This is a genomic window from Streptomyces sp. ME02-8801-2C (assembly GCF_033793965.1).
Classification (GTDB): Bacteria; Actinomycetota; Actinomycetes; order Streptomycetales; family Streptomycetaceae; genus Streptomyces.
Genome location: NZ_JARAXP010000001.1, coordinates 263,094 through 281,557, shown reverse-complemented (window position 1 = coordinate 281,557; position 18,464 = coordinate 263,094). Strand labels below are relative to the sequence as shown.

General features: G+C 69.2%; 17 protein-coding genes. 7 read left to right on the top strand and 10 right to left on the bottom strand.

Features of this window, described 5'->3' with window-relative positions:
- Positions 1 to 3 precede the first annotated feature (3 nt).
- The 6 genes from PV396_RS01280 to PV396_RS01255 all read right to left on the bottom strand — a co-directional run bounded on the left by PV396_RS01280 (position 4) and on the right by PV396_RS01255 (position 5,799).
- Complete coding sequence (locus PV396_RS01280) at positions 4 to 1,260, bottom strand: cysteine desulfurase (RefSeq protein ID WP_319199686.1); 1,257 nt, start codon at positions 1,258 to 1,260, stop codon at positions 4 to 6.
- Positions 1,257 to 2,021 (bottom strand): Fe-S cluster assembly ATPase SufC, encoded by a 765-nt coding sequence (gene sufC, locus PV396_RS01275; RefSeq protein WP_319199685.1) that lies wholly within the window; start codon positions 2,019 to 2,021, stop codon positions 1,257 to 1,259. Before sufC ends, PV396_RS01280 begins: the two co-directional genes overlap by 4 nt.
- Positions 2,022 to 2,028: 7 nt before the next feature.
- On the bottom strand, positions 2,029 to 2,358 hold the full coding sequence (locus PV396_RS01270; RefSeq protein ID WP_319199684.1) for a non-heme iron oxygenase ferredoxin subunit: 330 nt from the start codon (positions 2,356 to 2,358) through the stop codon (positions 2,029 to 2,031).
- On the bottom strand, positions 2,358 to 3,545 hold the full coding sequence (gene sufD, locus PV396_RS01265; protein WP_319199683.1) for a Fe-S cluster assembly protein SufD: 1,188 nt from the start codon (positions 3,543 to 3,545) through the stop codon (positions 2,358 to 2,360). Before sufD ends, PV396_RS01270 begins: the two co-directional genes overlap by 1 nt.
- A 71-nt stretch (positions 3,546 to 3,616) precedes the next feature.
- Positions 3,617 to 5,041, bottom strand: coding sequence for a Fe-S cluster assembly protein SufB (gene sufB / locus PV396_RS01260; RefSeq protein WP_319199682.1), 1,425 nt, complete (start codon positions 5,039 to 5,041; stop codon positions 3,617 to 3,619).
- The gene (locus PV396_RS01255) at positions 5,038 to 5,799 is read right to left on the bottom strand and encodes a metalloregulator ArsR/SmtB family transcription factor (protein WP_319199681.1); all 762 of its coding nucleotides are present in this window, start codon (positions 5,797 to 5,799) and stop codon (positions 5,038 to 5,040) included. The genes sufB and PV396_RS01255 overlap by 4 nt, the downstream gene beginning before the upstream one ends.
- A 228-nt stretch (positions 5,800 to 6,027) precedes the next feature.
- Here PV396_RS01255 and PV396_RS01250 point away from each other — a divergent pair, with 228 nt between their 5' ends.
- The 3 genes from PV396_RS01250 to PV396_RS01240 all read left to right on the top strand — a co-directional run bounded on the left by PV396_RS01250 (position 6,028) and on the right by PV396_RS01240 (position 8,810).
- The gene (locus PV396_RS01250; RefSeq protein WP_319199680.1) at positions 6,028 to 6,951 is read left to right on the top strand and encodes an ABC transporter ATP-binding protein; all 924 of its coding nucleotides are present in this window, start codon (positions 6,028 to 6,030) and stop codon (positions 6,949 to 6,951) included.
- Between the two features lie 62 nt (positions 6,952 to 7,013).
- On the top strand, positions 7,014 to 7,730 hold the full coding sequence (locus tag PV396_RS01245) for an ABC transporter permease (protein WP_319200601.1): 717 nt from the start codon (positions 7,014 to 7,016) through the stop codon (positions 7,728 to 7,730).
- 63 nt (positions 7,731 to 7,793) lie between these two features.
- A complete protein-coding gene (locus PV396_RS01240) occupies positions 7,794 to 8,810 on the top strand; it encodes a COX15/CtaA family protein (protein ID WP_319199679.1) in 1,017 nt (338 codons plus the stop codon).
- Here the strand turns inward: PV396_RS01240 and PV396_RS01235 are convergent, their stop codons facing one another.
- The 4 genes from PV396_RS01235 to PV396_RS01220 all read right to left on the bottom strand — a co-directional run bounded on the left by PV396_RS01235 (position 8,811) and on the right by PV396_RS01220 (position 12,239).
- Complete coding sequence (locus PV396_RS01235) at positions 8,811 to 9,581, bottom strand: nucleotidyltransferase domain-containing protein (protein WP_319199678.1); 771 nt, start codon at positions 9,579 to 9,581, stop codon at positions 8,811 to 8,813.
- Between the two features lie 18 nt (positions 9,582 to 9,599).
- The gene (locus PV396_RS01230; protein WP_319199677.1) at positions 9,600 to 10,706 is read right to left on the bottom strand and encodes an amidohydrolase family protein; all 1,107 of its coding nucleotides are present in this window, start codon (positions 10,704 to 10,706) and stop codon (positions 9,600 to 9,602) included.
- A gap of 120 nt (positions 10,707 to 10,826) precedes the next feature.
- Positions 10,827 to 11,141 (bottom strand): hypothetical protein, encoded by a 315-nt coding sequence (locus tag PV396_RS01225; protein ID WP_319199676.1) that lies wholly within the window; start codon positions 11,139 to 11,141, stop codon positions 10,827 to 10,829.
- Positions 11,142 to 11,285: 144 nt separating this feature from the next.
- Complete coding sequence (locus PV396_RS01220) at positions 11,286 to 12,239, bottom strand: heme o synthase (RefSeq protein ID WP_319200599.1); 954 nt, start codon at positions 12,237 to 12,239, stop codon at positions 11,286 to 11,288.
- Positions 12,240 to 12,597: 358 nt separating this feature from the next.
- On the opposite strand from PV396_RS01220, the gene tkt reads away from it, so the two are divergent.
- The 4 genes from tkt to opcA are packed head-to-tail and all read left to right on the top strand — an operon-like array spanning position 12,598 to position 18,425.
- Positions 12,598 to 14,685, top strand: coding sequence for a transketolase (gene tkt / locus PV396_RS01215; RefSeq protein ID WP_319199675.1), 2,088 nt, complete (start codon positions 12,598 to 12,600; stop codon positions 14,683 to 14,685).
- Between the two features lie 41 nt (positions 14,686 to 14,726).
- Entirely contained in the window at positions 14,727 to 15,845 is a 1,119-nt protein-coding gene (tal, locus tag PV396_RS01210) for a transaldolase (RefSeq protein ID WP_319199674.1), read from the top strand.
- A gap of 4 nt (positions 15,846 to 15,849) precedes the next feature.
- Positions 15,850 to 17,388, top strand: coding sequence for a glucose-6-phosphate dehydrogenase (gene zwf / locus PV396_RS01205; protein WP_319199673.1), 1,539 nt, complete (start codon positions 15,850 to 15,852; stop codon positions 17,386 to 17,388).
- Positions 17,385 to 18,425: a glucose-6-phosphate dehydrogenase assembly protein OpcA gene (opcA, locus tag PV396_RS01200; protein ID WP_319199672.1), complete on the top strand. Its 1,041-nt coding sequence runs from the start codon at positions 17,385 to 17,387 to the stop codon at positions 18,423 to 18,425. Before zwf ends, opcA begins: the two co-directional genes overlap by 4 nt.
- Positions 18,426 to 18,464: the final 39 nt, after the last annotated feature.

The following is an 18,464-nucleotide window of genomic DNA, read 5'->3' as shown; positions in this document are numbered from 1 at the left end:
TCCTCAGCCGAAGAAGTTCCGTACGTGCTCCAGGCCGTCGACCAGAGCATCGATCTCGGCCGGCGTGGAGTACAGATAGAACGACGCTCGCGTGGTCGCAGGAATTCCGTAGCGCAGGCAGACCGGGCGGGCGCAGTGGTGGCCGACCCGGACGGCGATGCCCTGCTCGTCGAGGACCTGGCCCACGTCGTGCGGGTGGATGTCGCCGAGCGTGAAGGAGATCGCCGCGCCCCGGTCCTCGGCCGTCGTCGGGCCGATGATCCGCAGGTCGGGGACCTCGCCGAGCCGCTTCACCGCGTACTCGGTGAGGGCGTGCTCATGGGCGAGGATCTTGTCCATGCCGATGGCCGACAGATAGTCGATCGCCGCACCGAGGCCGACCGCCTGCGCGATCGGCGGAGTGCCCGCCTCGAACTTGTGCGGGGCGGGAGCGTACGTCGACGAGTGCATCGACACGGTCTCGATCATCTCGCCACCGCCCAGGAACGGCGGGAGGTCCTCAAGGAGCTCCTGGCGGCCCCAGAGCACGCCGATGCCCGTCGGACCGCACATCTTGTGGCCGGTGAAGGCCACGAAGTCGGCCTGCAGGGCCTGCACGTCCAACGGCATGTGCGGGGCGGCCTGCGAGGCGTCGATCAGGACCAGGGCCCCGACCTCCTGCGCGCGGCGCACGATCTTGTCGACCGGGTTGACCGTGCCCAGGATGTTGGACACCAGCACGAAGGAGACGATCTTCGTCTTCTCGGTGATGACCTCGTCTATGTTCGACAGGTCGAGCCGGCCGTCGTCGGTCAGGCCGAACCACTTCAGCTTCGCGCCCGTGCGCTGCGCGAGCAGCTGCCACGGCACGATGTTGGAGTGGTGCTCCATCTCCGTGATGACGATCTCGGTCTCGTGGTCGACCCGGTAGGGCTCGTCGGCCCAGCCCAGCATGTTGGCCACGAGGTTGAGCGACTCGGAGGCGTTCTTGGTGAAGATCACCTCGTCGCGACTGGGCGCGTTGATGAACGCGGCGACCTTGTCGCGCGCGCCCTCGTACAGCGCCGTGGCCTCCTCGGCGAGCACATGGATGCCACGGTGCACGTTGGCGTTGTGCTGCTCGTAGTACTCGGAGAGGGTGTCGATCACCTGGCGGGGCGTCTGGGAGGTCGCCGCGTTGTCCAGGTACACGAGCTTCTTGTCGTCGTGGAGCACCCGGTCGAGGATCGGGAAGTCCTTACGGATCGCCTCGGTGTCGAGGAGGCCCGGCAGCTGTGTCACTCGGATGCGCCACCCTTCGTGTATGCCTCGTACCCCTCGTTCTCCAGCTTGTCGGCGAGCTCCGGGCCGCCGGACTCGGCGATACGGCCGTCCGCGAACACATGGACGTGGTCGGGCTTGATGTAGCGCAGGATGCGCGTGTAGTGCGTGATCAGCAGCGTGCCGACCTCACCGGTCTCGCGGACGCGGTTGACGCCCTCGGAGACGATGCGCAGGGCGTCGACGTCCAGACCGGAGTCCGTCTCGTCGAGGATCGCGACCTTCGGCTTGAGCAGCTCCAGCTGGAGGATCTCGTGGCGCTTCTTCTCACCGCCGGAGAAGCCCTCGTTGACGTTGCGCTCGGCGAAGGAGGGGTCCATGTTGAGGCGCTGCATGGCCTCCTTGACCTCCTTGACCCAGGTGCGCAGCTTGGGCGCCTCACCGCGGATGGCGGTGGCGGACGTACGGAGGAAGTTGGAGACCGAGACGCCGGGGACCTCGACCGGGTACTGCATCGCCAGGAACAGGCCCGCGCGGGCACGCTCGTCGACGGACATCTCCAGGACGTCCTCGCCGTCGAGCAGCACGGTGCCGCCGGTGATCGTGTACTTCGGGTGACCCGCGAGCGAGTAGGCGAGGGTCGACTTGCCGGAGCCGTTGGGGCCCATGATGGCGTGCGTCTCGCCCTGCTTCACGGTCAGGTCGACACCCTTGAGGATCTCCTTCGTGGCGTTGTCGGCCTCGACGGTGACGTGCAGGTCTCGGATTTCAAGCGTTGCCATGGGTGCCTCAGGACTCCTGGGTGAGGGAGACGAGCACATCGTCCCCTTCGATCTTTACGGGGTATACGGGGACGGGGCGCGTCGCGGGAAGGCCGGACGGCTTGCCGGTGCGGAGGTCGAAGCTGGAGCCGTGCAGCCAGCACTCGATCTGACAGTCCTCCACCTCGCCCTCGGAGAGCGAGACGTTCGCGTGCGAGCAGATGTCGTGGATCGCGAACACCTCGCCCTCGGTGCGGACGACCGAGACCGGCGTGCCGTCGAGTTCCACCCGCTTGGGGGTGTCCTCGTCCAGCTCGCTCAGCCCGCAGGCGCGTACGAACGTCGGAGAGGCAGCCATCAGACGGACGCCTCCAGCTCCTCGTCGATCTTCGTGAGGAGGCGCTGCTGGATGTCCTCGACGCCGATCTGCTGGACCAGTTCGGCGAAGAAGCCGCGGACGACCAGTCGGCGGGCCTCGCCGGCCGGGATGCCGCGGGCCATCAGATAGAAGAGCTGCTCGTCGTCGAACCGTCCGGTGGCACTGGCGTGCCCGGCGCCGACGATCTCACCGGTCTCGATCTCGAGGTTCGGAACGGAGTCCACGCGGGCGCCGTCCGTGAGAACCAGGTTGCGGTTCATCTCGTACGTGTCGGTGCCCTCGGCCTTGGCCTCGATGAGCACGTCACCGATCCAGACGGCGTGGGCGCCCTCGCCCTGGAGCGCGCCCTTGTAGACGACGTTCGACTTGCAGTGCGGGGTGTTGTGGTCGACGAGGAGGCGGTGCTCCTGGTGCTGGCCGGCGTCCGTGAAGTACAGCCCGAACAGCTCGGCCTCGCCACCGGTGCCGGCGTAGGCGACCCGCGGGTGCAGGCGGACGAGGTCGCCGCCGAAGGTGACGACGAAGGACTTGAAGGTGGCGTCACGGCCGACCAGCGCGTTGTGCTGGGCGACGTGGACGGCCTGGTCGTCCCAGTCCTGGACGGAGACGACGGTGAGCTTGGCGCCGTCCCCGAGGACGTACTCGACGTTGGCGGCGAGCACGGCGTCACCGGTGTGGTCGATGACGACGACGGCCTCGGCGAAGGCACCCAGCTCGATGACCTGGTGGCCGTAGGCAACACCGCCCTCGCCGTGCACGGCGACGCGGATCGGCTCGGCGAGGACCGTCTCCTTGGGGACGGTGATCACACCGGCCACCTCGAAGGCGCTGTACGCCTGGGCGGCGACGCGGTCCACGGGGGTACCGGCCCGCCCGAGGCGCGCGTCGTCACGGCCGACGGCCTCGACGGTGACGCCCTCGGGTGCCTGGACGTCCACCTTCACACCGGTGCCGGTGGCGACGGCGGAGCCGTCGTGCAGCCCGCGCAGGCGCTCCAGCGGGGTGAACCGCCACTCCTCCTCGCGGCCGTAGGGGACGGCGAAGTCCGCCACGTCGAAGGACGGCGGCGCGCTCATGCGCGTCGCGACGGTCGACTCGGCGGCAGCGGCCACCGCGATCGAGCCGGCGGTGGTGGACCCCACCGGAATGTTCTGAGCCTCAGCCATGGCTGTCGGTCTGCTCTCTTCCCTGCGAATGTTCCTGCGTAAGTGGCTTGACGGGGACGTCGGTCGGCGGGTCAGCCGACAGCGCCCTCCATCTGGAGCTCGATCAGCCGGTTGAGTTCCAGCGCGTACTCCATGGGCAGTTCCTTGGCGATCGGCTCGACGAAGCCGCGCACGATCATCGCCATCGCCTCGAACTCGGACAGACCGCGGCTCATCAGGTAGAAGAGCTGGTCGTCGGAGACCTTGGAGACGGTCGCCTCGTGGCCCATGGACACGTCGTCCTCACGGACGTCGACGTACGGGTACGTGTCGGAGCGGGAGATGGTGTCCACCAGCAGCGCGTCGCACAGCACGTTGGACTTGGAGCCGTGGGCGCCCTCGCCGATCTCGACGAGACCGCGGTAGGACGTACGGCCGCCACCCCGCGCCACCGACTTCGACACGATGTTCGAGGAGGTGTTGGGCGCCATGTGGACCATCTTGGAACCGGCGTCCTGGTGCTGCCCCTCGCCCGCGAAGGCGATCGACAGGGTCTCGCCCTTGGCGTGCTCGCCCATCAGGTAGACGGCCGGGTACTTCATCGTCACCTTGGAGCCGATGTTGCCGTCGATCCACTCCATGGTCGCGCCCTCGTACGCCACGGCGCGCTTGGTGACCAGGTTGTAGACGTTGTTCGACCAGTTCTGGATGGTCGTGTAGCGGCAGCGGGCGTTCTTCTTGACGATGATCTCGACGACCGCGCTGTGCAGCGAGTCCGACTTGTAGATCGGCGCCGTACAGCCCTCGACGTAGTGCACGTAGGCACCCTCGTCGACGATGATCAGGGTCCGCTCGAACTGGCCCATGTTCTCCGTGTTGATACGGAAGTAGGCCTGGAGCGGGATCTCGACCTGCACGCCCTTGGGCACGTAGATGAAGGAGCCGCCGGACCACACCGCGGTGTTCAGCGACGCGAACTTGTTGTCGCCGACCGGGATGACCGTGCCGAAGTACTCCTTGAAGAGCTCCGGGTGCTCCTTGAGCGCGGTGTCGGTGTCGAGGAAGATGACGCCCTGCTCCTCCAGGTCCTCACGGATCTGGTGGTAGACGACCTCCGACTCGTACTGCGCGGCGACACCGGCGACCAGGCGCTGCTTCTCCGCCTCCGGGATGCCGAGCTTGTCGTACGTGTTCTTGATGTCCTCGGGCAGGTCCTCCCAGGACTCCGCCTGCTTCTCCGTGGAGCGCACGAAGTACTTGATGTTGTCGAAGTCGATGCCCGACAGGTCGGAGCCCCAGTTCGGCATGGGCTTCTTGTCGAAGAGGCGCAGGCCCTTGAGGCGCAGCTTGGTCATCCACTCCGGCTCGGACTTCTTCGCCGAGATGTCCCGGACGACGCCCTCGTTGATGCCGCGCTTGGCGGAGGCACCGGCCACGTCGGAGTCGGCCCAGCCGTATTCGTACTTGCCCAGGCCCTCGAGCTCGGGGTGGGCGGTCTCCTCGATGGGGAGCGTCATTCTGGGTTCCTCCCGGCGGTGCTTGCGGTACTTGCAGATGCGTGGTGACCAGAGTGATCGAACGTGGAGATCTCTGGGATGAACGTGGTGCACACACCGTCGCCGTGGGCGATGGTCGCGAGCCGCTGGACATGCGTTCCCAGCAGCTGGGAGAAGATCTCGGTCTCCGCCTCGCAGAGCTGCGGGAACTTTTCCGCGACATGGACCACCGGGCAGTGGTGCTGGCAGAGCTGCTCTCCGACCGGTGCGCTGCGCGCCGTAGCAGCGTACCCGTCCGCGCTCAAGGCCTTGGCCAGGGCTTCGGCGCGTTCCTCGGGGCCCGCGGCGTCGACGGCCTCGCGGTAGTTCGCGGCCTGCTCGGCAAGTCGGGCGCGCGCGAAGGCGAGGACCGCCTCGTCGCCGCCCCCGCGCTCGGCGATCCAGCGCAGGGCGTCCATGGCGAGCTTGTCGTACGACTGGTCGAACGCGTCGCGTCCGCAGTCGGTGAGCGCGAAGGCCTTGGCGGGTCGGCCACGAGTGCGGGCCCCGTAGACCCGCTGCTCGCGCGGTTGTACGACGTCGTCGGCGACCAGCGCGTCAAGGTGACGCCGTACGGCCGCATGGGTCAGTCCGAGACGCCCGGCGAGCTCGGCGACGGTCGAGGGACCGTGGTCCAGGATGGACCGCGCGACCCGGTTGCGCGTCGAGCGCTCCCCGGTCGCGAACTCCTCGTGGGGGGCACCCAGGGGGGCCTCCCGATCCTCGCCGACGTTTTTCACAACACCATTGTTGCGTAATTCCTCAGAGCGCGGCAAGCCGCGCCCCGCCTCCTCGACGGTGCCCTGCATCACTTAGGCTCACCTAACTTGACCTGCGAAAACGATCTTTGATCGATCAGTGGACCGCCCTGAGCAGCAAGGGAGCGGGCCCGTGGTCCGTCGCGCACCGAGGCCGGATCCGGCCCCCGCGCACCTCGGCGACTCCTCGCGTACCTAGACTCTGGACCCATGCGAAGCGAGCCCGTGGTCCAGGTCCAGGCCCTGGTGAAGCGGTACGGCACGAAGACCGCCGTGAACGGCCTCGACCTGGTGGCCCAGGCGGGCATCACCGCCGTCCTCGGCCCGAACGGCGCGGGCAAGACGACCACCGTCGAGACCTGCGAGGGATACCGCAGACCGGACTCCGGCACGGTCCGCGTCCTGGGCCTCGACCCGGTCCGCGAAGCCGCCGCCCTGCGTCCACGGGTCGGCGTGATGCTCCAGTCCGGCGGCGTCTATTCGGGCGCCCGAGCCGACGAGATGCTCCGCCATGTGGCCAAGCTGCACGCGCACCCGCTGGACGTGGACGCGCTCGTCGAACGCCTCGGCCTCGGCAGCTGCGGCCGGACCACCTACCGTCGCCTCTCCGGCGGCCAGCAGCAGCGCCTGGCGCTCGCGATGGCCGTCGTCGGCCGCCCCGAACTGGTCTTCCTCGACGAACCGACCGCCGGCCTCGACCCCCAGGCCCGCCGCGCCACCTGGGATCTCGTACGGGACCTGCGCGCCGACGGCGTCTCCGTCATCCTCACCACCCATCACATGGACGAGGCCGAGCAGCTCGCCGACGACGTCGCGATCATCGACGCCGGCAAGGTCATCGCCCAGGGCACCCCGGAACAGCTGTGCCGAGGCGGCGCCGAGAACACCCTGCGCTTCCTGGGCCGGCCGGGTCTGGACGTCAGCTCCCTGCTGAAGGCCCTCCCGGCCGACTGCACGGCCGTCGAGCTGACCCCGGGCGCCTACCGCGTCGGCGGCAAGGTCAACCCCCAGCTCCTCGCGACGGTGACGTCCTGGTGCGCCCAGCACGGGGTGATGCCGGACCGGATCTCGGTGGAACGGCACACCCTGGAAGACGTCTTTTTGGAGCTGACCGGCAAGGAGCTGCGTTCGTGACCACCACTCCGACCGCCCCGGGGACCTACACCCCGCGGCCCGGCGCCGCCCCGCTCCCCCGCATGATCGGCGCCCAGGCGGCCCTGGAGACCAGGATGCTGCTGCGCAACGGCGAGCAGTTGCTCCTGACGGTGATCATCCCCACCCTCCTCCTGTTGCTCTTCGGCTCGGTGGACATCGTCGACACGGGCGCCGGCAAGGCCGTCGACTTCCTCGCCCCGGGCATCCTCGCGCTCGCGGTCATGTCCACGGCCTTCACCGGCCAGGCCATCGCCACGGGCTTCGAGCGCCGCTACAGCGTCCTGAAGAGGCTCGCGTCCTCCCCGCTCCCCCGCTGGGGCCTGATGACGGCGAAGACGGCGTCCGTGCTGGTCACCGAGGTCCTCCAGGTCGCCCTGCTGACGGTGATCGCCTTCGCGCTCGGCTGGTCGCCGCACGGCAACCCCTTCGCCGTACTCCTCCTGCTCCTCCTCGGCACAGCCGCCTTCTCGGGCCTCGGCCTGCTGATGGCGGGCACCCTGAAGGCGGAGGCCACCCTGGCCGCCGCGAACCTCGTCTTCCTGCTGCTCCTGGTGGGCGGCGGGGTGATCGTCCCCCTGGACAAGTTCCCGTCCGGCGTGCAGGACGTGCTGGCCCTGCTGCCGATCTCGGCCCTGTCGGACGGTCTGCGCGACGTGTTGCAACACGGCGCCGGAATGCCGTGGGGCGACGTGGGGATCCTCGCCGGGTGGGCGGTCGTGGGGCTGGCCGCGGCCGGCCGGTTCTTCCGCTGGGAGTGAGCCGGGAGCATCCGAGGGCGGCCGAGGGACCCTCGTGAAAGCGTGCACAAGCAGCCGCCTACGATGGGACGCGTGCCAAAGATGACCCCCGCCGAGGCCGTGTCCGCCCTGCGGAACCCGCTCGCCTTCATCGCCGCCCGCTGGACGCCGACCCCCCGGACCGTGCGGCGCGCGGCGCTCGCCGCGCTCGTCATGTCGGTGGTCATCGTGGTCACCGGCGGTGCCGTACGACTGACCGGCTCGGGCCTAGGCTGCCCGACCTGGCCGAAGTGCACCGACGACTCGCTGACGACGACGAGCGCGATGGGCGTGCACGGCGTCATCGAGTTCACCAACCGCATGCTGACGTATGTGCTGTGCGCGGCGGTCGGCTGGGCGATCATCGCCGCCCGCGCGGAGAAGCCGTACCGCCGCAGTCTGACCCGGCTCGGCTGGGCCCAGTTCTGGGTCGTCATGAGCAACGCGGTCCTGGGCGGCGTCGTCGTCCTGGTCGGCCTCAACCCGTACACGGTCGCGGCCCACTTCCTGCTCTCGTCCGCCCTGATCGCGGTCGCCGCGGTGATGTGGCAGCGCACGCACGAGGGCGACGAGGCGCCGCGCCCGCTGGTCGGGAAGGCCGTGCAGCAGCTGGTGTGGTTCCTGGTGGTCGCCTCGGTGCTGCTGATCGCGGTCGGCACGGTGGTGACCGGGTCGGGCCCGCACGCGGGTGACTCGAGCGAGATCGAGCGCATGCCGCTGAACTGGGAGAACGTCAGCAAGCTGCACGCGGTGCTCGCCTGGATCGTGGTGACACTGACGTTCGCCCTATGGTTCGTCCTGAAGGCGGTCGACGCTCCCAAGGGCCCGCTGGACCGCACGCGGGACCTGTTTTTGATCCTGCTAGCCCAGGGGATTATCGGATATGTCCAATACTTCACGAACCTTCCCGAGGTCCTGGTCGGCCTGCACATGCTCGGCTCGGCACTGGTGTGGATCGCCGTCCTGCGCGTCCTGCTCGCCCTGCGCGAGCGCCTCGAAACGGCCGCCCCGGCCGAGGTACCCGGCCCGGCGACCGGGGCGACGGTCGGCACGCGCGCGTAGTCAGGCGTACGAGGTCACCAGACGGTCGATCGCCTGCCCCAGGTAGTCCCGCGTCAGCTCTCCGCGCCGCTCACGCCACCCGGCCGCGACCGGCCCCCCGCCCTCCTGCCCGTACCGCCTGCGTGCGATGTCCTCGACGACCTCCACGGGCGCCCCCAGCCCCGGCAGCAGCTCCAGTGCCTCCCGTTTCGAGATCAGGGTGCCCTCCCTCAGCGTCACGGTCGCCCGGGCCAGGGTGACCAGCGCCAGGTCGACCCAGACGTCCTGCGTCCAGAGCCGGGGCTTGTCCACGGCGGGCCGCCAGAAGTCCCGCTGGTCGCGTACGACGAAGTCGGCGAGCTGGCGGTCCGGCACCGGCGCAAGCAACTCCCCGGGCGCCTTCCCGTACAGCACCCGTCCGAAGGTGTGCAGCTCGCGACGGGTCACCGGGGTGACGGTCCGCCGGAACAGGCGGCTTTGCGCCCAGGTGAGGTGCCGTCGCTCCGGGTCGGCCGTCGTCTCGTCGGTCAGGTAGGTGCAGTGCAGCAGTGGCGCGAGCGGGTCGGTGCGCAGACGGGCGTGCAGCTCGGCCACCTTCCAGACGGTGCCCAGCCCGATCGGCCCGTCCAGGACAGCGATCAGGTCGAGGTCGCTGCGGCCCTCCTGGTAGTCGCCGCCGGCCAGCGAGCCATGCGCCCAGACGGCGACCGGGGCGAGCGCCGGCAGCTCGCCCAGGAAGCGGTCGAGTAAGGCGTCGGTCAGGGCGTCCGTTCGAGTCGCGAGTGTGGTCATGCCACGAGTCTTCACACCTCACCCCAGTCCGTACACGCGCCGCGCGTTGCCCGCCGCGATCAGTCCCGCCACCCGTTGCGCGTCCCCCAGCGACCACGCGCCCTCGGCGACCCAGCCGCCGAGCACCCGTCCGAGGGCCTCGCGGAAGAGACGGGCGCCCACCACATGCAGTTCGGGCAGCCCGTGGGCCCCGCTGGAGAAGAGGATCTTGCCGAAGGGGGCGAGTTCGAGGATCTCGGCGAGAACGGCGGCGGCCCGGGCGCCGGTCCGCACGAGGGCCGCGCCCAGGTCGGCGTACACATGCGGGAAGACACCGGCGAGATGCGCCGCGTGCCGGTGGTACGGGTAGCCGTGCAGCAGCACCAGGTCGGTGCCGAGCCCGGCGGTGGCACGGACGAAGTCCGTGAGCAGCACCGGGTCGGTACGGTCGATGCGTAAGCCCGGTTCGCCGAGCCCGGCGTGCAGTTGGAGCGGCAGGCCCGAGGCGACCGCGATCCACAGCAGATGGCGCAGCAGCACGGGGTCGGTCAGCGGACCGCCGACCCGGCGTCCGGCCAGCCAGCGGGCCGCCGCGCCCCGCACCTCACCCGGCCCCGGCGGATCGGGCGCGAGCGCCAACCCGTGCCGCAGACCCGCCACGGAGGTGAAGGCGACGGCGTTCGTCGCGGCGCCGTGCACCGACTCGGCGAGATTGGCGAGGAAGGACTCGACGCTGCCGGAGGTGTCGGCGACCTGTTCGGCAAGCAGTTCGAGCCGGACGATCTCATGCGCGTCCGCGGCTGAGGCGGAGGCCATCTCGGCGGGCCCGGTGAGGTCGCCGGGCAGCCCGGCGTCGACCAGATATGTCGTGATTCCGCTGCCCCGCAGCAGTCTCCTGCCCGATTCCAGTACGCCGAGTTCACGGCGCCGGGCGAGATAACGGGCGGGGGAAGCGTGCGGTTCCAGGCCGAGCAGCGGCGGACACCAGCGGCGTACGGCGAACCCGGTCTGGGTGTCGAAGAGGGTGGTCCCGGTGGCGGGCGGCCCCTCGGTACGCGCGAGCTGGGCCTCGAAGGTGCCCAGGCCCAGCTCGGTGCGCAGTACGCCGTGGCAGTACTGGTCCACGAGGGACGGCGTTTCGATCATCCGGGCTCCCCGTGTCTGGACCGTGTGTTCCCAAGGTCCTAACGGGTGAACCGACCATCAGGTGCTGCTCGCGCACACCCCGTGGGAATGACCGGCGCCGTCCGGCCACGTCCCCGACTCTCAGCGGTTGCTCGGCCCGCCCACCTGGATCCCCGCCATGCGGGTCCACTCGTACGGGCCGGTGGTCACCTTGGCCGCGAACTCGCCGTCGAAGTCCTCGTGGACGGTGATGCCGGCCTTCTCGACGGCCTGCCGGGCGATCTCGTACGTGGGGGCGACGAGGTCGCCCCAGCCGCCGTCCTCGCCGACGAGCACGATCCGGGCACCGCGCTCCCCGATGTACGCCACCTGTCCCTCGGCACCGCCGTGCTGCTTGGCGAACCCGTCGATCTGCTTGGCGAGCTTGACCACCCTGCGCTCCTGCGTATCTCCCATGCCCAGGATGCTACCCACGGGTAGATCACCTGGCGACGCCAGGGCAAGTGGCCTTGCCCACGTACCGCCGTCGACTGGGGCGCCCCCTTAGGGGCGCGGGGAACTGCGCGACCAGCCACAACGAACCCGCAGCCGAACCGCCACTTACCGCAGGAATGGATCCACAGCGACAGCCACAAACAGCAGCGAAACATAGGTGATCGACCAGTGGAACAGCCGCATCTCCTTCAGCTTCCCCCCACTCGACCCAGCCCGTGCGCGACTCTGCAAGGCATGCGCCTCCCACAGCCACCACCCACCCGCCGCGAGCGCCACCGAGGTGTAGAACCAGCCGGTGTACCCCAGCGGAGTGAGCAGCAGCGAGACCAAAACCATCGCCCAGCTGTACGCCACGATCTGCCGGGCGACCGTCTTGTTGGAGGCGATGACCGGCAGCATCGGCACGCCCACGCGCGCGTAGTCCTCCTTCACCTTCATGGACAGCGGCCAGTAGTGCGGCGGGGTCCAGAAGAAGATGACCAGGAAGAGGATGAGCGGCGCCCAGGAGAGCGAGTTCGTGACGGCGGACCAGCCGATGAGGACCGGCATACAGCCCGCGATGCCGCCCCACACGATGTTCTGCGACGTACGCCGCTTGAGGATCATCGTGTAGACGACCACGTAGAAGAGGAGCGCGCCCAGCGACAGCCAGGCCGACAGCCAGTTGACCGTGAGGCCGAAGAGGAGGGTGGCGGCGACGGCGAGGGTGATGCCGAAGGCCAGGCACTCACGCGGGCTGACCATGCCGGTGACCAGCGGACGCTGCGACGTGCGGTCCATGAGCGCGTCGATGTCACGGTCGATGTACATGTTGAGCGCGTTGGCGCCGCCCGCGGAGAGGTAGCCGCCGAGGCAGGTGAGGAGGACCAGTCCCAGGTCCGGTACACCCTGCTCCGCCAGGAACATCACCGGAACCGTGGTGATGAGCAGCAGCTCGATGATCCGCGGCTTCGTGAGAGCAACGAACGCCATGACCCGGGCCCCGAACGGCCGTCGGCTCGGGTTCTGGCTCGTCCCGATAATCCCCGCTGGACGGGATTCAACGGCCGTCACGCACACCCCTGACAGAGACATTCCAACAAGCCCCCGGCTGTGAAGTCCCGGTAGAGGCTCGCGCTTACCACGCCACTCTAGACGTTGCCCAGACCCCGCCCTTCGCGGGGGTGGGGTCGTGTTGGGGCGTGCTTTGTGATGGGCGTGACGGGGCTCGATTGAGCGCTGGGACGGCCCGGTTCGTATTGCAGTCCGGCAGGGGTCGGGAGACGGACGTGAAGCGGTCCCGGCAGTCTGGAATGACGGAAATACGGCACGTTCTTCCGAGGGTAGGCTCGACAAAGGCCGAGGGTGTCAGCCCCCGGCAGCCGGTGGACACCGCGGAAGCCGGCATTAGACATGTGGAGAGGAGCCCTGACCCAGGGTGAGCACCAAGCCGACCACCACAGACCTCGAGTGGACCGAGTTGGACCAGCGGGCCGTCGACACCGCCCGCGTCCTGGCCGCCGATGCCGTACAGAAGGTCGGCAACGGCCATCCCGGTACGGCGATGAGCCTGGCCCCCGCCGCGTACACCCTCTTCCAGAAGGTGATGCGGCACGACCCGGCGGACGCCGACTGGGTCGGGCGCGACCGTTTCGTACTGTCCGCCGGCCACTCGTCCCTGACCCTCTACACCCAGCTGTACCTGGCCGGTTTCGGCCTCGAGCTGGACGATCTGAAGGCGTTTCGGACGTGGGGTTCCAAGACCCCGGGCCACCCTGAGTACGGGCACACGACGGGCGTCGAGACGACGACCGGCCCGCTCGGCCAGGGTGTCGCCAACGCCGTGGGCATGGCGATGGCCGCCCGCTACGAGCGCGGTCTGTTCGACCCGGAGGCCCCCGAAGGGGAGTCCCCGTTCGACCACTTCATCTTCGCGATCGCCGGTGACGGCTGCCTCCAGGAGGGCATCTCCGCGGAGGCGTCCTCGCTGGCCGGCCACCAGAAGCTCGGCAACCTGGTCCTGCTGTGGGACGACAACCACATCTCGATCGAGGGCGACACGGAGACGGCCGTCTCCGAGGACGTCGTCAAGCGCTACGAGGCGTACGGCTGGCATGTGCAGCGGATCGCCCCGAAGCCGGACGGCGACCTCGACCCGCACGCCATCTACAACGCGGTGCAGGCCGCCAAGAAGGTGACGGACAAGCCGTCGTTCATCGCGATGCGCTCGATCATCGCCTGGCCGGCCCCGAACGCGCAGAACACCGAGGCGGCCCACGGCTCGGCGCTCGGCGACGACGAGGTCGCGGCCACCAAGCGTGTCCTCGGCTTCGACCCGGAGCAGTCCTTCGAGGTCTCGGACGCCGTCCTGAACCACACCCGCGAGGCGCTGGAGCGCGGCCGTCAGGCCAAGGCGGAGTGGGAGAAGTCGTTCCAGGAGTGGCGCGACAACAACGCCGAGCGCGCTGCCGAGTTCGACCGCATCGCCGCGGGCGAGCTGCCCAAGGGCTGGGAGGAGAAGCTCCCGGTCTTCGAGGCGGGCAAGGGTGTCGCCACGCGTGCCGCGTCCGGCAAGGTCCTGCAGGCGCTCGGCGCGGTCATCCCGGAGCTGTGGGGCGGCTCGGCCGACCTGGCCGGCTCGAACAACACGACCATCGACAAGACGTCCTCCTTCCTCCCGGCGGACAACCCGCTGCCGGAGGCGGACCCTTACGGCCGCACGATCCACTTCGGTATCCGCGAGCATTCGATGGCCGCCGAGATGAACGGCATCGCCCTGCACGGCAACACCCGTGTCTACGGCGGTACTTTCCTCGTCTTCTCCGACTACATGCGCAACGCGGTACGGCTGTCCGCGCTGATGCACGTGCCGGTGACGTACGTGTGGACGCACGACTCCATCGGTCTCGGCGAGGACGGCCCGACGCACCAGCCGGTCGAGCACCTGGCCTCCCTGCGCGCCATTCCGGGCCTGAACGTCGTCCGCCCGGCCGACGCCAACGAGACGGCCATCGCCTGGCGCGAGATCCTCCGCCGCTGGACGAAGGTCTTCGGCAAGGGCGCCCCGCACGGTCTCGCGCTGACCCGCCAGGGCGTGCCGACGTACGAGGTCAACGAGGATGCGGCGAAGGGCGGTTACGTGCTCTTCGAGGCCGAGGGCGGCTCGCCCGAGGTCATCCTCATCGCCACCGGTTCCGAGGTCCATGTGGCCGTCGGTGCCCGTGAGCGGCTGCAGGCGGAGGGTGTGCCGACGCGGGTCGTGTCGATGCCGTCCGTGGAGTGGTTCGAGGAGCAGGACCAGGGGTACCGGGAGAGCGTTCTGCTCCCGTCCGTCAAGGCGCGGGTCGCGGTCGAGGCCGGTATCGGTCTGACGTGGCACAAGTACGTCGGGGACGCGGGTCGCATCGTTTCCCTGGAGCACTTCGGCGCTTCGGCCGACGGCAAGGTCCTCTTCGAGGAGTTCGGCTTCACTGCCGAGAACGTGGCCGCGGTTGCGCGGGAATCGATCGCCGCAGCCCAGCGCTGACGCTGACGCTGACACAACGACACGTAGGAGATGCATTTTCCATGACAGACGCACTCAAGCGCCTCTCCGAGGAAGGCGTGGCGATCTGGCTGGACGACCTGTCGCGCCAGCGGATCACCTCCGGCAACCTCGCCGAGCTGATCGACCAGCAGCACGTGGTGGGCGTCACGACCAACCCGTCGATCTTCCAGAAGGCGATCAGCAGCGGTGACGGCTACGAGCCGCAGCTCACCGAGCTCGCCGCCCGCAAGGTCACCGTCGAAGAGGCGATCCGCATGATCACGACGGCGGACGTCCGTGACGCCGCCGACATCCTGCGTCCGGTCTTCGATGCGACGCAGGGCCAGGACGGCCGGGTGTCGATCGAGGTCGACCCCCGTCTCGCCCACAACACCCTCTCGACCGTCGCCGAGGCCAAGCAGCTGGCCTGGCTGGTGGACCGGCCGAACACGCTCATCAAGATCCCGGCCACCGAGGCGGGTCTCCCTGCGATCACCGAGGTCATCGGCCTCGGGATCAGCGTCAACGTCACGCTGATCTTCTCGCTGGAGCGCTACCGCAAGGTCATGGACGCCTACCTGGCCGGCCTGGAGAAGGCCAAGGAGCGCGGCCTGGACCTGTCGAAGATCCACTCCGTGGCGTCCTTCTTCGTGTCCCGCGTGGACACCGAGATCGACAAGCGGATCGACGCGCTGGGCACCGACGAGGCCAAGGCCGCCCGCGGCAAGGCCGGTCTGGCCAACGCGCGCCTCGCCTACCAGGCGTACGAGGAGGTCTTCGGCTCGGACCGCTGGGCCGCCCTCGACAAGGCGCAGGCCAACAAGCAGCGTCCGCTGTGGGCCTCGACCGGCGTCAAGGACAAGGCGTACAAGGACACCCTGTACGTCGACGACCTGGTCGCGCCGAACACGGTGAACACCATGCCGGAGGCGACCCTGTTCGCCACCGAGGACCACGGGCAGATCACCGGCAACACCATCGCCGGTACGTACGAGCAGGCCCGCGCGGAACTCGACGCGGTCGAGAAGCTCGGCATCTCGTACGACGAAGTGGTCCAGCTGCTCGAGGACGAGGGCGTCGAGAAGTTCGAGTCGTCCTGGACCGACCTGCTCAAGTCGACAGAGGCGGAACTGGCACGCCTCGCCCCCTCGGAGGGCTGAAACCTTGCCGCCTCTTTCCGGTTCCGGAGCGAACCCGCTTCGTGATCCCGCAGACCGACGGCTCCCGCGTATCGCGGGGCCGTCGGGCCTGGTCATCTTCGGGGTCACCGGCGACCTGTCACGCAAGAAGCTGATGCCCGCGGTGTACGACCTCGCCAACCGCGGGTTGCTGCCACCGGGCTTCTCCCTCGTCGGCTTCGCCCGGCGCGAGTGGGCGGACGAGGACTTCGCGGCCGAGGTCCACGACGCCGTCAAGGAGCACGCCCGTACGCCGTTCCGGGAGGAGGTCTGGCAGCAGCTCATCCAGGGGATGCGCTTCGTCCAGGGCACCTTCGACGACGACGAGTCCTTCGAGCGGCTGCGCTCGACGATCCAGGAGCTGGACAAGGCGCAGGGGACGGGCGGCAACTTCGCCTTCTACCTCTCCGTGCCTCCGTCCGCGTTCCCGGTGGTCATCAAGCAGCTGAAGAAGCACGGTCTGGCGGACCAGGACAACGGTTCCTGGCGGCGCGCGGTCATCGAGAAGCCCTTCGGTCACGACCTCGCGTCGGCCGAGGAGCTCAACACGACCGTCGAGGAGGTCTTCGCCCCGGACCAGGTCTTCCGGATCGACCACTACCTCGGCAAGGAGACCGTCCAGAACATCCTGGCGCTCCGCTTCGCCAACCAGATGTTCGAGCCGATCTGGAACCGGTCCTTCGTGGACCATGTGCAGATCACGATGGCCGAGGACATCGGCATCGGCGGCCGGGCCGGCTACTACGACGGCATCGGCGCGGCCCGGGACGTCATCCAGAACCACCTTCTCCAGCTGATGGCCCTCACGGCCATGGAGGAGCCGTCCTCCTTCGACGCGGACGCGCTGGCCGCCGAGAAGACCAAGGTCCTCGGGGCGGTCAAGCTGCCGCAGGACCTGGGCAAGGACACGGTCCGCGGGCAGTACGCGGCGGGCTGGCAGGGTGGCGAGAAGGCCATCGGCTACCTCCAGGAAGACGGTATCGACCCCAAGTCGAAGACCGACACCTACGCGGCGATCAAGGTCGAGGTCGACAACCGCCGCTGGGCGGGCGTCCCCTTCTATCTGCGCACCGGCAAGCGTCTGGGCCGTCGTGTCACCGAGATCGCGGTGGTCTTCCAGCGGGCGCCGCACTCCCCCTTCGACCACACGGCGACGGAGGAGCTGGGCCAGAACGCGATCGTCATCCGCGTCCAGCCCGACGAGGGCATCACGGTCCGCTTCGGCTCCAAGGTGCCCGGCACCTCGATGGAGATCCGGGACGTGTCCATGGACTTCGCGTACGGCGAATCGTTCACGGAGTCGAGCCCGGAGGCGTACGAGCGCCTGATCCTGGACGTCCTCCTCGGGGACTCCAACCTCTTCCCTCGTACCGAGGAGGTCGAGCTGTCCTGGCGGATCCTCGACCCGATCGAGCAGTACTGGGACAAGCACGGCAAGCCCGCGCAGTACCCCTCGGGTACCTGGGGCCCCGTCGAGGCGGACGAAATGCTCGAACGAGACGGACGGAGCTGGCGGCGCCCATGAAGATAGACCTCACGGACACCACGGCCAGCAAGGTGAACAAGGCGCTGGTGCAGGGCCGCCGGGCCATAGGCACCCCGGCCGTCGGCATGGTGCTCACCCTCGTCATCGTCACCGACGAGGAGAACGCGTACGACGCCCTGAAGGCGGCGAACGACGCCTCGCTCGAGCACCCCTCGCGCACCCTGGTCGTCGTCAAGCGCGTCTCCCGCTCCCCTCGCGACCGTACGACGTCCCGGCTGGACGCCGAGGTCAGGGTGGGCGCGGACGCGGGCTCCGGCGAGACGGTCGTCCTGCGGCTGTACGGCGAGGTCGTCGACCACGCCGACTCGGTGGTCCTGCCGCTGCTGCTGCCGGACGCCCCGGTGGTCGTGTGGTGGCCGGTGAACGCCCCGCTGGACCCGGCGAAGGACCCGCTGGGCGCGCTGGCACAGCGCAGGGTGACGGACACGTACGCGGCCGAGCAGCCCGTACGGGAGCTCGCGGTACGCGCGGACGCGTACACCCCCGGTGACACGGACCTGTCCTGGACCCGGATCACCCCGTGGCGGTCGATGCTGGCCGCCGCCCTGGACCAGGTCACCTGCAAGGTGGACGCGGTCGAGGTGGAGGGCGAGGAGTTCAACCCGAGCTGCGAGCTGCTGGCGATGTGGCTGGCGGACCGGCTGGACGTGCCGGTGAAGCGCTCCCTGTCCTCAGGCCCGGGTCTGACGGCGGTCCGGATGCGGACGAGCACGGGCCCCATCACCCTCGACCGCGCCGACGGCTCCCTGGCGACTCTCTCCATCCAGGGCCAGCCGGACCGCGCGGTGGCGCTCAAGCGCCGAGAGACGGCGGAACTGATGGCGGAGGAACTGCGCCGCCTGGACCCGGACGACACCTACGCCTCGGCCCTGCGGTACGGGGTGGAGCGACTGGCCGGCCCATCGGCACCCGAGCCCCCGGCCCCGGCCCCAGCTCCTTCCTCTGCGTCGGCACTGGAACCGGCGGACAGGGCGACCCCGGCTCTGATGCCGGTGAAGAAGGTGACCGCGAAGTGAGCACGGCACCGCAGCTCGTCGTCCACCGGGACAAGGAGC

Excerpts from the sequence above, each read along its gene's own strand:
- PV396_RS01270 (WP_319199684.1), bottom strand. The coding sequence starts at position 2,358 with ATGGCTGCCTCTCCGACGTTCGTACGCGCCTGCGGGCTGAGCGAGCTG.
- PV396_RS01250 (WP_319199680.1), top strand. The coding sequence starts at position 6,028 with ATGCGAAGCGAGCCCGTGGTCCAGGTCCAGGCCCTGGTGAAGCGGTAC.
- PV396_RS01225 (WP_319199676.1), bottom strand. The coding sequence starts at position 11,141 with ATGGGAGATACGCAGGAGCGCAGGGTGGTCAAGCTCGCCAAGCAGATC.
- PV396_RS01235 (WP_319199678.1), bottom strand. The coding sequence starts at position 9,581 with ATGACCACACTCGCGACTCGAACGGACGCCCTGACCGACGCCTTACTC.
- opcA (WP_319199672.1), top strand. The coding sequence starts at position 17,385 with ATGAAGATAGACCTCACGGACACCACGGCCAGCAAGGTGAACAAGGCG.
- PV396_RS01230 (WP_319199677.1), bottom strand. The coding sequence starts at position 10,706 with ATGATCGAAACGCCGTCCCTCGTGGACCAGTACTGCCACGGCGTACTG.
- PV396_RS01240 (WP_319199679.1), top strand. The coding sequence starts at position 7,794 with ATGGGACGCGTGCCAAAGATGACCCCCGCCGAGGCCGTGTCCGCCCTG.
- sufB (WP_319199682.1), bottom strand. The coding sequence starts at position 5,041 with ATGACGCTCCCCATCGAGGAGACCGCCCACCCCGAGCTCGAGGGCCTG.
- sufC (WP_319199685.1), bottom strand. The coding sequence starts at position 2,021 with ATGGCAACGCTTGAAATCCGAGACCTGCACGTCACCGTCGAGGCCGAC.
- PV396_RS01245 (WP_319200601.1), top strand. The coding sequence starts at position 7,014 with ATGATCGGCGCCCAGGCGGCCCTGGAGACCAGGATGCTGCTGCGCAAC.
- tal (WP_319199674.1), top strand. The coding sequence starts at position 14,727 with ATGACAGACGCACTCAAGCGCCTCTCCGAGGAAGGCGTGGCGATCTGG.
- sufD (WP_319199683.1), bottom strand. The coding sequence starts at position 3,545 with ATGGCTGAGGCTCAGAACATTCCGGTGGGGTCCACCACCGCCGGCTCG.